Below are 11995 nucleotides of genomic sequence, written 5' to 3'. Positions count from 1 at the left end.
ATGTCCGAGGAAGCCACCGGCGAAGGCGTGCACGCGTCCGACGACGGCCAGCCGTTCCAGCCCGTCGACAACCCCTCGGAGACGAGCGGGCGCGCCGAGGTCCCGCCCGCCGAACATCCGCCGGTCAACCAACTGATCAACATCTTCCGCAGCGATGTGGAGGCGGCGGGCGCGAACTTCGGGTTCGGCGAGGCGGCGAGCCGGGCCAGCCGCCGGGCCGTGAGCGGGCCGATGCCCCGGGAACGCGTCGCCCCGCTGATCCGCCACTTCGTGGAGCCCGGGTGCTTCGGCGCGGCGTTCGAGGCGCTGGGGGAGCATGCCGTGGTCACGCTGTGCGGGCCGGACGGCAGCGGCAAACACACCGGCGCCGTCAACCTCCTCGTCCGCCGGCTCGGGGAGGAGGCGCCGATCGTCAAGCTGGGCCCGGACAAGAGCTTGAGGGAGTTGGCCGAGCACCGGTTCGACCCGGACACCGGCTACCTGCTGCCCGGCTGGTTCGGAACCTTCGACCAGGAGGCCGAACATCACTGGGAGCGGGTCCAGGCGGAGCTGTTCGAGCACGGCTCGTTCCTGGTGGTGACCTCCTCGGAGGACGGCCGACGCACGGCGCTGACCGCCCGGGTCGAGTGGTCGCCGCCCGCGGACAGGGGAGCGGTCATCCGCGCGCACGCGGGCGAGGTTCTGGCGGACGCGGACGTCGCGAAGGCGGTCGAGGAGCTCCCCGGCGACATGACGATGGCGAGCCTGGTCGAGATCACGGGCCTGCTCGCCAAGGGTCTCCCGCCCGCGGACGCGATCTCGCTGGTGCTGCGGGAAACGGCGCAGCGCCAGGCGCACGAGTGGTTCGAGCAGGGACCCACCCGGGACCAGGTGCTGGACGTCACCGTGCTGGCGTTCCTCCCGGGCCTGTCGGAGCGGCGGTTCGGGCAGTGCCGGGAGATGCTGAAGGTCGCGCTGGCGACGATGGTGCCCGAGGGAGGCGTCCAGGCGGCCGAGCCCGGGGACCAGCAGCAGAGGCCGATGGAGGACACCTTTCCCCAGGTCAGAGGGAGGCAATTGGAGAACCCTCTGATCCGGATCAGGAAGGTGGTCGTCGACGGACGGCCCCGGCGGCTGATCGAGTTGCGGGAGCCCGAGGCCCAGCGCTTCGTCTTCGCCGAGATGGTGGGACGGTTCGACGAGTACTTCTGGGACGCGGTCCGGATCTGGCTCGAGGAGGTCCTGACCCGGCCGGAGCTCGCCCTCCACATCGCCGCGGGCCTGGCCAGGCTGGCCGCGTCGAACTTCGACGAGGTCGAGGGGTCCTACCTGGATCCCTGGTCGATCGCGGTGGGACGAGGGGAACCGGCGCGTTCGCACGCGCGGCAGAAGCGGCTGACGACCGTGCACGTGCTCTGGTTCATGTGCTTCGACGAGGACCTGGCACCGGTCGCGCTCCGGGTGGCCGCGGGATGGGCCGCGAAGGGCCGCACACCCGGGCAGAAGTACAACGCGATCATCGCGTTCTCGGGAGTTCTCGGGCGGCTCTATCCGATCGAGGCCGTGAAGAACCTGTGGCGGCTGGCGCGGAACCGGGGGGCCGTCCTGGGGCCGCTCGCGATCGAGGGGTTCGGCGGCCTCTTCCTGTCCCAGGACGACGCGGAGGGGCGCGCACGCGTCATCCGGTTCCTGGAGAGGAAGATCAGGACGCTTCACGGTGATCTGCCGCGGATCGAGACGTACAACGCCGCGCTCCGGGCGATGCTCGCCGTCTTCCAGACGGAGGACGCGACGGGACGGCCGCTGGCGGCGCAACTGCTGTGCGAGCGCCCCGACCTGACGGGCGTCATCGGCGGCTCCTGGGCGATGCTGCTGGTGAACCGTCCGGTCAGGCACGCCGCGCTGGTGGCGCTGCACGCCAATCTCGACGCTCTGCCACGCCACACCGAGAACCCGGAGCTGGTCGCCCAGCGACTCGGCGACGTCCTGGGCGAGCTGATGGACAAGGAACACCAGGAGGACCTGGCCAGGGACTTCTCGAAGCTCGCCGGGCTCCCCGCGGACCGGCGGGACGGAACGGACCAGGTCGCCGCCGCCCTGCTCACGGCCATCGATCGAGCGAACCGTCGTATGGGAGAAGAAGCATGACCTACCCGATCATCACGCAGAAGGTCCTGCCGCCGGTGCCGAAGTCCGGCTTCCTCGGGCTGGGGTCCCGGAGCCGCGACAGCTCGGAGGTCCCGAACCCGACGGCGGGCCAGGTGCTCGTGCTCCGCTCGGGCGGCAGGTACGTGCTCGACAACGGACGGCTGGGCCTGGATGACGAGACCGTCCTGGCGGCGACGCACGTGAGCGTCGTCGACATGACGGAGAACAGGCAGGTCAGGGTCGACATCTCCGTTCCCTCGGCCGAGGGCGGCGAGTTCAGCGTCCACGTCGACTTCGCCTGCCGCGTCCACGATCCGGTCGCCGTGGTGGAGGCGGGGATCGGGGACGTCCGGGAGGCTCTGGCCGCCTATCTGAGGGCGCACGACGACGTCTTCAAGGCTGGGGCGAAGTACCGGCTCGCCGATTTCCTGAAGGCCCAGGTGGACGTTCGCGCCGAGTTGCTGGCCTACAACCACTACCTGCCGGTCCCGCTCTCCGGAATGGCGGCGGTCCTGGGGAACGTCGAGATCCCGGCGCCGGTGGAGGTCAGGGGCTATGTGGACAAGGCCGTCCGGGACGACCTCGACCACCAGGACCGGCTCGCGACGCTGGCGCGGGGCGGGAAGTACGACCGGGCTCACGCGGTGGAGGAGACGGAGACGACGCTGCAGAAGCTCAGGCTGAATGAGCTGAGCACCGAGCCAGAACTCAACAAGCTCCGCAGCGACCGGCTGAAGGAGGCGCAGCTGGAGCAGCACCAGGAGGAGGCGCTGGCCGCAGAGCACCGCAGGCGCGACCAGGAGACGGTCTTCACCATCGACCAGGCCGCGAAGTTGACCGACGCGGTGGGCGACGATCCCCGGCTGGCCTACGCCCTCGCCGCCGAGCGGGGCGAGCTCGGCATCAGGGAACTGGCCGACGTCCACCAGGATGAGGCCAACCGGGTGAACGCGCTGGAACGGCTGCGTGAGGACCGCGCCTACGACGACTCGGTCAAGAACGCACAGCTCGCCCGGGACACCATGATGCAGGGCATCGCGGCTCGGTTCGAAGTCGTCAAGGAGATGGTGAGGAAGGGCCTCCTCGACGAGCGGAACATGAAGGAGATCGACGGCATTCTCGCCGAACTCACCTCTGGGCAGGCGACGGGGCTGCCGACGGGGCAGGAGCCCGACAGGAAGATCGAGGCGCCGGCCGAGCAGTCCCGGGATGAACCCGTCGAGTTGCGGGCGGCTTCCGAGCCCGAGGATGACGACGTTCCGTATCGGGAGGAAGACCTCTGATGACGGTGCTTCGGCCGGCCCCCGCCGCTGAGGTCGAGACAGAGCGGCCTCGGCGGCCGGTGCGCGGCCCGAAAGGGCCGGGTGTGTGGCTCCGCTCGTTGATCGGCGTGGACGAGTCGGTGCTGAGCATGGCTCCGCTGGATCGCGGACGCTACACCGCGATGGCCCTGATCGTGGTCAATGCCGGGATCCTCGCTTCCGTGTCCATGTCCGTCATGGTGCAGAAGTTCACGGACGCACGGTTCGTGCTGGTCCTGCCGATCGCGCTGTTCTGGGGCTGGGTCATCTTCTCGATGGACCGGTGGCTGATCGCCAGCTCGCACGGGACGCAGAGCAACCGCGGGGTGTTCCTCGCCCGGGTCCTGCTGGCCGTCGTGCTGGGGTTCGTGGTGGCCGAACCGCTGCTGATCAAGATGTTCGAGCCCGCGATCCACCGGCAGGTGGCCGAGGACCGGCGGGTGGAGCGGGCGGACAAGCTCAGCGCCCTGACGGCCTGCAATCCCGTCCCCTACCGAACGCTTCCATCGAAGGACGCCAGGTCGTGCCGGGACCGGAGGCTGCTCATCACCGTCAGCGCCGATCCGGTGGGCGCGACGGCCACCGTGATCTCGCTCGGCAACCAGGTGTCGGCGTTGTCGAAGGGCATCGACAAGGACATGGCCGCATTGCAGAGGCTGGAGCGGCTGGGGCACGCCGAATGCGGCGGCGAACGCGTCGGCGGCGAGACCACGGGTCTCGTCGGCGAGGGGCCGAACTGCCGTCAGATCCGGGAGGAGCGGGCGTCGCTGCTGCGCACCTCCAGGCTCCAGGAGCGGCAGGCGCAGCTCGCCGGACTCCAGGCCAAGGCCAAGAACGCCGTCGAGGCCCAGGACGCGGTCAACGCCCGCTACGCGACCGAGATCTCCAGGGAGATCGACAAGCAGCTGCCGCGTCCCGACGGGAAGATCGGCATCTTGGAGGAGGACGACGCGCTGCTCGCCCTCCAGGGGCAGAACCTGATGGTCTTCCTCTTCGTCTGGCTGCTTCGCATCGCCCTGATCACCCTCGACTGCCTGCCGATCCTGACCAAGCGCCTGGCCGGACTCAGTGCCTACGACCGCCAGGTGGCCGACCATGTCGCCGCCGACATGGAGACGCACGAGGTCTTCCTCAAGCACGCCAAGCTCCAGAACGTCCAGGCTCGCCTCGACGCCCTCCGCCGGCTGGACGAGCAGGAGCGAGACCGTCGGCTGAGCAGGGAGCGCTCCGAGGCCGAGGCGCGCAACACTCGGGACGAGGAGACGAAGCAAAAGATTCGGGATCTCGCCGCCCGCCTCAAGGGCAATCCCGACCCCGGGACCTGAACGAGCGCATCGGAGCCAGGGGCGGCGGCCGGCCAGGTTCGGGTGGCGGTTGACCTCGCGAGGGGCTAGGTGGTTGAGAGGGCGGTGAGGAACCAGGTGAGTTCGCGGCGGGGGTGGTCGGGTGGGGACCAGCCGTTGATGGTCGCGAGGAGGGTCATGTAGCGCTCGCGGCGGGGGTCGTTGGCGCCGGTGAGGTGGGCGGCCAGGCGGGTGCGCAGGGACGGGGTGTCCGGGATGTTCAGGGACGCGGCGTAGGCGGCTGCGACGTGGGTGACCGCGGCGGTCGCCCGCGGGGAGTCGGGAGGGACGTCCTCGGCGAGGAGAGGACGGACGGTCTCCGTGACCTCGGCCACGGCGTGTTTGCGGGGCGGGCCGGCGGGCCGGTCGGCCTTGTGCTCGTTGTACAGGGTCCTCATGAAGGAGCGGAACGCCTCGTCCTGGACGAGTTCGGCGAGTTCGACCCAGGCGGCGAGCTGGTCGGACGTGGGGTCGTCGGGGAGCTCGGGGGTGAGGGAGCGGCGGATGTGGCGGGGGAGGGGGCCGTCGGGGGCGCCGAAGGCGTCGTCGAGGAAGCCGGCGACGAGCTCGTCGCGCTCGGCTGTGGAGAGGCGGGCGAGGCGGTGCATGAGTTCCAGTTCCTCCGGGGTGCTGTCGCGGCGGGCCGCCATGGTGAGGACGGCGTGGCGCAGGCGCAGGACGCGCATCTGGACGGCCACGGCGTCGGCGTGGGCGGCGGCCGCTTCGGCGGGGGTGGTCTCGCGGTCGACGATCCTCCGGACGGTGGCCAGGTCGAGGCCGAGGTCGCGGAGCGTGCGGACGAGGGCGAGGCGGGCGACCGCGGCGGGGCCGTAGCGGCGGTGGCCCGAGGCCGTCCGATGGGATTCGGGGAGGATCCCGTGGTTGGTGTAGAAGCGGACGGCCTTCACCGTCACGCCGGCCGTGTCGGCCAGTTCGCCGATCGAGTAGGTCGCTTCGCCCTGCATGCGATTCACCCTGGCACCTCCCCCAAGGGGAGGTTCAACCCCCGGTTCGGGCGGGTCCTGGGGCAACACTCCGGGCGGGCCCCAAGGCCCGCCCGGACCGGGGGTGTCAGGGGGTGAGGTGGACGGGGAGGGTGGCGACGCTGTTGGTGAAGAGGCTGGGGACGGGCGGGAGGTCGTCCGACGGGACGGCCAGGGTCATCTTCGGGTAGCGGTCGAAGAGGACGGAGAGGGCGATGCGCGCCTCGATCTCGGCGAGGTGTGAGCCGGGGCAGCTGTGGCGGCCCGCGCCGAAGGCGAGGTCGCCCTTCTGCTCGCGGGTGTGGTCGAAGCGGTCGGCGTCCGCGCCGTGGTGGGCGGGGTCGCGGTTGACGGCCGTGTAGGGGGCGAGGATCGCGTCCCCGGCGGGGATGGTGACGCCGCCGATGGTGAGGTCGTGCAGGGGGTAGCGGGCCGGGAAGTTGCCGATGGGGGCGTCCCAGCGGAGGGTCTCGGCGACGACGGCGGGCCACGGGTCCTCGGAGGCGGACAGGGCGGTCTCGAGCTGGTCCGGGTGGGTGAGCAGCGCGCGGACGGCGTTGGAGATGAGGCTGATGGTCGTCTCGTGGCCGGCGGTGAGCAGCACCCAGAGCGTCCCGGCGAGCTCCTCGGCGGACAGGGCGGCCGGGTCGGCGGCGTGGACGCCGATGAGCGCGCTGGTCAGGTCGTCGCCGGGGGCGTCCGCGCGGGCCTGGATCAGGTCGCCGAGCAGGCGCGGGATCGCGGCCTGGACCTCGGTGACCTCCTCGGCGGTCGTGTCGGTGCGGAAGATGGCGTCCACGAGGTGGCGCAGGCGCGGGCGCTGGTCGTCCGGGACTCCCAGCAGTTCGCAGATGACCTGCAGTGGGAGTTGCGCGGCGAAGTGCGCGCGGAGGTCGACGACCTCGGTGGTCGGCAGGGCGTCGACCAGGGTCGTGGCGGCCTCGGTGATCGCGGGGACCATGTCCTGGACGCGGTTCCGGGTGAACTGCCCGATGATCGGGCGGCGAAGCCGGCTGTGCTCGGCGCCGTCCGCGGTGACCAGGTTGTCCACCTTGATCATTCCGATGATCGGGTTGTCGTCGGCGAGCTCGCCGGTCCTCACCGCCGTCCAGTTCCGGTAGTCCTTGCTGACGTCCGGGTGCCGGACGAGCCGTTCGACCAGCTCGTGCGTGGTGACGGCCCAGGCGCGGACGCCGCCCGGCAGGACGACGCGGACGACCGGTCCGGCGGCGCGCAGCCGGGCGGCCTCGCCGTGGTGGTCGGCTGCCGTCGGGTCGAGTTCGATGACGGGGATCTCGGCGGAGGGGGACGGGACTGAGGTCATGGCGTCTCCAAGGCTGTCGTCCGCGGCGCGGCCCCGGGATGACGATTCCGGGGCCGGGCGGTCTACGAGGTGGGGAGCGGGGCGGTCTCCGGGGTGGTCGGGAGCGGGACGGTGGCGGGGGCGGCCGGTGGCGAGGTGCTGGCGGGGGTTCGCGGGGTGAAGGTCACCGGGAGGCCGACGGCCGTGCGGATCCACGGGCTCGGCTGGTACTCGATCTCGCTCGGGTCGCAGGCAAGGCGCAGGTCGCCGAGCAGGTGCTGGGCGGTCGCGACGGCGGTCCGGGCGATGGTGCGCGCCGGGTCGCGGCCGGGGCAGGCGTGCGGGCCGACCGACCAGGCCAGGTGCGCGCGGCTGCCGCGCGTCCACCAGTCGGACGCGTGGACCCGGGTGTCGCGGGCGCTGGCGGCCAGGCCGAGGATCAGCGCGTCCCCCTGGCGCACCGGACGGTCCGCGAGGACGGTGTCGGCGAGCGGGTAGCGCGCCGGGAAGTTGATCATCGGTGGCTGGCGGGCGAGGACCTCGTCCAGCGCGTCGTCGATGGACAGCCGCCCGCCGTTGAGCCGTCCGGCGAACCGGGGGTCGACGAGCATCAGCCGCAGCGTCTCGGCGATCCACGAGATGGACGTGTGGTTGGAGGCGGAGACGACCACGACCAGCGTCTGCAGGATCTCGCTCATCGTCCCGAGGTCCTCGTGCGCGGCGAGGAATCCGGTGAGGTCGGGTGAGCCGCCGTCCATCCGGGACGTGACCAGCTCGTTCAGCAGCGCCTCGAATCTGGCGTTGCCCTCCTGCGCGCGGGGGCCGCTGGAGAACAGCAGGTTCATCGCCTCGAGCAGCTCACGCGCGCGCCCGGGGGCGAGGCCGATGAGCTCCCCGATCGCCAGCACCGGGATGGACGCGGCGTAGTCGGCGATGAGGTCGCCGCGTCCAGCCGGGGCGATCCGGTCGATCAGCTCGGTCGACAGCCGTTCGACCGCGCGGCGCAGCGCGCGGTGGTCGAGCCCGGCCATGGCCTGCTCGATCGGACGGCGCAGCCGCCGGTGCTCGTCGCCGTCCGCGCCGATCACGTTGTCCCGGTGGAACATCATCGGGCCGAGCGGCGAGTCCGGGCCGACCGTGCCGTCCTGGACGAGGCGCCAGGTGTCGGCGTTCCGGCTGAACAGGTGGTCCTGCGTGGTGATCTGGCGGATCTCGGCGTACCCCATCACCAGCCAGGCGCGGACGCCGGGCATCAGCTCGACGGGCGCGACCGGGCCGTGCTCGCGCCACAGCCGCTCGAGCGCGGCGTCCGGGTCGGCGGTGGTCGCGGCGAGGGGCATCACCTGGGGGAACGCGTACAGATCGGTGGCGGTCACCGGGTCTCGTTTCTGTCGATGACGTGCTCGACCAGCCGCACCAGGGACGCCACGGCGGACTCGCGGTCGCGGGCGTCGCAGGCCAGCACGGGTGTCTGCGGGAGCAGGTCGAGCGCCTCGCGCAGCGCGGCGGGGTCGTGGTCGGGGCTGTCGGGGAAGTGGTTCACGGCGACCGCGAACGTCTCCAGGCCGGCGTCCTCCAGCTGGTCGATGACCTCGAAGCTGTCGGCGAGCCGCCGCACGTCCACCAGCACCAGGATGCCGGTGGCGCCCTCGGCGAGACCGGCCCACATGTCCCAGAAACGGCGCTGTCCGGGCGTCCCGAACAGGTACAGGACGAGCCGGTCGGACAGGGACACGCGGCCGAAGTCGAGCGCGACGGTCGTGGTGGTCTTGCCGGGCAGCCCGCGCAGGTCGTCCACGCCGGCCGAGGCCGCGGTGATCGGCTCCTCGGTGCGCAGCGGCTCGATCTCGCTGACCGACCCGACGAAGGTCGTCTTGCCCACTCCGAACGACCCGACGACCAGGATCTTCGCGGTGCGCTCGACCGTGCCCGGCACGAACCGGACCTCTTCGGCGGCCGGGGGCGTGTCCGGGGCGGCGGCGGGTTCAGAGCTGACGGAGGCCATCCAGGACTTCCTGCAGGAGGGACGGGGTGGGAGCGGCGGTCGTGCTGCCGGCGCGTGCGGTCAGGTGGTGGGAGGTGATGAGGTCGTCGGCGAGCACGAGCACCACGCTCACCGGGAGCCGCAGGTGCGCGGCGGCCTCGGCGACCGACAGCACGCCGCGGCGGCAGAGCGTGAGCAGGTCGCGGGCCTGCGGCGGCGCGTCCACGCGGAGCGGCGCGTCGGCCGGGGCGGTGCTGAGCAGCGTGTCGACCGTGAGCCCGCGGCGGGTCGCTGCGCGGCCCCGGGTGAGCACGAACGGACGCAGTGGCGTGTCGCGGGCCTCGTCCGGTTCGGTCATGTCACGCACCCGCCTTCTCAGACATCCGCCATGTCAGGCACCCGCCGCCGCACGCCGTCGACGAACTCGCTGTCGAAGGACTTGCGGCCTCACGCGCCCGCGCCCGGGCCGGGGGCCGGGGCGAAGCCGCCAGCCGGGGCGTCGCGGAGCGGCGTCCGCAACGCGGTCTCGCCGTAGCGCAGGACGAGCCGCTGCATCTCCTGGCCGATCAGCGCCGGGTCGATCACGCCCTGGGTGAGGACGCCGAGGCAGGTGCCCTCGGCGGCGCCGCGCAGGAACAGCACGCCGCCCTCGTACTGGGCCATCACCTGGTACAGCGCGCGCCCGCCGGTGCCGTACGTCCCGGCCACCGACCGGGACACCGACAGCAGGCTGGTGCAGGTCGCCGCCAGGCGCTCCGACTCGTCCCGGGCGAGGGACGCCGAGCGCGCGATGACCAGGCCGTCCCGGGAGCACAGCACGACATGGCGGACGCCGGCGACCCGGGCCAGTGAGTCGATCATCCAGTCCTGGTCAGCGGTCAAGGTCGTCTCCAGGGGACGGCTCAGAGGTCTCGGCCGACGTGTCGGCCTCGGACGGGTGCGGTGTCGAATCGGACGGTTCGGAGTCTTCGAACTCGGGCAGCCGGTCGGGCTCGGGTCCTGGTTCCGGCTCGGTGAAGAGCGAGGCGATGAAGGCGCCCGCCTCGTCCGGGCTGGACGGCGGGGGCGCGAGCTCGGCCAGCGGCTCGGACGCCGGACGCGGTGACTCGCCCCGGCGGCGCGACGTCCGCTTGGGCAGCCCGCGGACCTCGGCCGGCTCCTCGCCGTCCCGCGCGGCCGCCGCCTCGACGACGGTCGTCTCGGTCGGTGCGGGCGCTGGCGCGGCGGCGGGCGCTGGCGCGGGTGCGGGCGTCGGTGGTGCGGTGACGGCGGGCCGTGGTTCCAGGATGGTCGACCGGACGGTCGTGGTGAGGTCGCCGGGGACGCGGATGACGACGCGCAGTCCGCCGTACGGGGACGGCTCCAGCGCCAGGCGCACGCCGTGGCGGCTCGCGTAGCGTCCGACGACGGCCAGGCCGAGCCGCGGCACCTCGCCCAGCTCGGCGAGGTCGATCGCCCGCTCGCCGGTGACCATGAGCTGCGCCTCGGACAGGCGCGGCTCCTCCAGGCCGGTGCCCTGGTCGTCGATCCGGACGACCGCGCCCGCCGCCCCCGCCGACAGCCCGACGATGACGTCGGTGGCGCTCGGGGAGAGCGTGGTCGCGTTGTCGAGCAGCTCGGCCAGCAGGTGGATCACCGGCTCCAGGACGGCGGCGCGGACGGCCACCGGCGGGTCGCCCTCGATCCGGACGCGCCGGAAGTCCTCGATGCGGGCGGTCGCGGCCTGGACGGTCTCGGCGAGCCGCATCGGCTCGGGCCAGTGCTGACCCTCCCACGTCCCGCAGGCGACGACGAGGCTCTGCGCGAGCCGGGCGGCCTGCGCGGCGAGGTGGTCGACGACCTGCCCGGCGGCGTACACCTCGGGGTCGTCGCGGCGGGACTCGGCGAGGCGTTCGGCGGCGGCCTGGACGCGGTGCATCAGCGTCTGCTGCCGCCGTCCGAGCGCGACCAGGACCATCCGCTGGGAGTCGAGGCGTCCGTCGGCGTCCTCGGCGGCGTCCGCGAGCGCGGCGCGCGTCGCGTCCGCGGCCTCGTCCAGGGCCATCCGCGCTGCCTCGGCGGCCTCGTCGAGCGCGGCCTGCGCGGCCTCGGCGGCCTGGTCGAGCGCGGCCTGCGCGGCCTTGGCCGCCTCCTCGGCGGCGGCTTCGGCGGCCTGGGCGGCCTCCGCGGCGTCCTCCCGCGCGTACCGGGCCTCGCGCTCGGCGACGCGGCGGGAGAGGTCGTTGTCGCGCGCGGTGGCCCGCAGGTCCTCCAGAGCGCGGTCACGCAACTCGGTGAGGTCGGCGCCGAACGCCTCGTCCTGCTCGGGCGGCGGCTTCGGCGCGTCGCGGTCGGCGAGCGCCGCGGGCAGGGCGTCGCTGAGCAGCTGCTCGACGCCCTTGCGCATCAGGCCGTTGGCGTCGGTGAGCGTCGCCGAGTACTGCCGCCACTGCTCGTGCAGGCGCGCCCGGTCGGTCGTGAGCGCGTCGCGTTCGGAGAGCAGGGAGGTCCGTTCGGCGGTCAGCCCGGCCTCCCGGCGCGCCGACCGGGTCCGCTGGGCGTTCGCCCGCAGCGCGGTCAGGACGGCGAGGACGGCGGTCCCGAGCGCGGCGGCGAGGGCGACGCCCCAGGCGGGCCAGCGGGCGCCGCCGGTGGACAGCCACGGACCGGCGGCGGTGAGGGCGAGGGTGGCGCCGGCCGAGGTCCAGAGCGCGTACGAGAGCGTCCTTGCGGAGAGGGACGGGTCCGACGCGGGCGCGGAAGGACTCATGTTCCCTTTCGGGGTAGGGCGAGCGGGGGGTTCGCCGGCCGGCCCGGTGGCGGGGAAGGGCGGCTCCTCGGCGTCTTATGCTGGCGGCGCGCGCGGGCGGGGCGCGAGAGCATCCGCTGCCCGGCTCCGGCGCACTCAGTGATCTTTTGCCTACAAAGTAGGCACTTCCCGGGCATTCCGCCGTGCTCGTGCGTGAGAATGCGGT

General features: G+C 72.8%; 10 protein-coding genes. 3 read left to right on the top strand and 7 right to left on the bottom strand.

The features are described 5' to 3' along the window. The 3 genes from AB0L06_RS37590 to AB0L06_RS37580 are packed head-to-tail and all read left to right on the top strand — an operon-like array spanning window position 1 to window position 4753. The gene (locus AB0L06_RS37590; RefSeq protein ID WP_500235980.1) at window positions 1-2127 is read left to right on the top strand and encodes a hypothetical protein; all 2127 of its coding nucleotides are present in this window, start codon (window positions 1-3) and stop codon (window positions 2125-2127) included. Continuing rightward, the gene (locus tag AB0L06_RS37585) at window positions 2124-3410 is read left to right on the top strand and encodes a hypothetical protein (protein ID WP_500235979.1); all 1287 of its coding nucleotides are present in this window, start codon (window positions 2124-2126) and stop codon (window positions 3408-3410) included. Before AB0L06_RS37590 ends, AB0L06_RS37585 begins: the two co-directional genes overlap by 4 nt. After that, a complete protein-coding gene (locus AB0L06_RS37580; RefSeq protein ID WP_500235978.1) occupies window positions 3410-4753 on the top strand; it encodes a DUF4407 domain-containing protein in 1344 nt (447 codons plus the stop codon). The genes AB0L06_RS37585 and AB0L06_RS37580 overlap by 1 nt, the downstream gene beginning before the upstream one ends. Window positions 4754-4818: 65 nt before the next feature. On the opposite strand, the gene AB0L06_RS37575 is transcribed toward AB0L06_RS37580, so the two are convergent. From AB0L06_RS37575 to AB0L06_RS37545, 7 genes are all read right to left on the bottom strand, one after another. Then, window positions 4819-5736 carry a MerR family transcriptional regulator gene (locus AB0L06_RS37575; RefSeq protein ID WP_500235977.1) on the bottom strand — a complete coding sequence of 306 codons (918 nt, stop codon included), beginning with the start codon at window positions 5734-5736 and terminating at the stop codon, window positions 4819-4821. A gap of 106 nt (window positions 5737-5842) precedes the next feature. Next, complete coding sequence (locus tag AB0L06_RS37570; protein ID WP_500235976.1) at window positions 5843-7078, bottom strand: cytochrome P450 family protein; 1236 nt, start codon at window positions 7076-7078, stop codon at window positions 5843-5845. Window positions 7079-7140: 62 nt separating this feature from the next. Then, on the bottom strand, window positions 7141-8433 hold the full coding sequence (locus tag AB0L06_RS37565) for a cytochrome P450 family protein (RefSeq protein ID WP_500235975.1): 1293 nt from the start codon (window positions 8431-8433) through the stop codon (window positions 7141-7143). Beyond that, window positions 8430-9062 carry a GTP-binding protein gene (locus tag AB0L06_RS37560; protein ID WP_500235974.1) on the bottom strand — a complete coding sequence of 211 codons (633 nt, stop codon included), beginning with the start codon at window positions 9060-9062 and terminating at the stop codon, window positions 8430-8432. Before AB0L06_RS37560 ends, AB0L06_RS37565 begins: the two co-directional genes overlap by 4 nt. After that, entirely contained in the window at window positions 9043-9399 is a 357-nt protein-coding gene (locus AB0L06_RS37555) for a DUF742 domain-containing protein (RefSeq protein ID WP_500235973.1), read from the bottom strand. Before AB0L06_RS37555 ends, AB0L06_RS37560 begins: the two co-directional genes overlap by 20 nt. Window positions 9400-9488: 89 nt before the next feature. Beyond that, window positions 9489-9923, bottom strand: a complete 435-nt coding sequence (locus AB0L06_RS37550) for a roadblock/LC7 domain-containing protein (protein ID WP_500235972.1) — start codon at window positions 9921-9923, stop codon at window positions 9489-9491. Then, complete coding sequence (locus AB0L06_RS37545) at window positions 9913-11790, bottom strand: ATP-binding protein (protein ID WP_500235971.1); 1878 nt, start codon at window positions 11788-11790, stop codon at window positions 9913-9915. The genes AB0L06_RS37550 and AB0L06_RS37545 overlap by 11 nt, the downstream gene beginning before the upstream one ends. Between the last annotated feature and the right edge of the window lie 205 nt (window positions 11791-11995).

This window comes from Spirillospora sp. NPDC052269, assembly GCF_040679435.1.
Lineage (GTDB): Bacteria > Actinomycetota > Actinomycetes > Streptosporangiales > Streptosporangiaceae > Spirillospora.
Note: the sequence above shows the minus strand (reverse complement) of the source record. Positions and strands in the feature narration are given on the sequence as shown.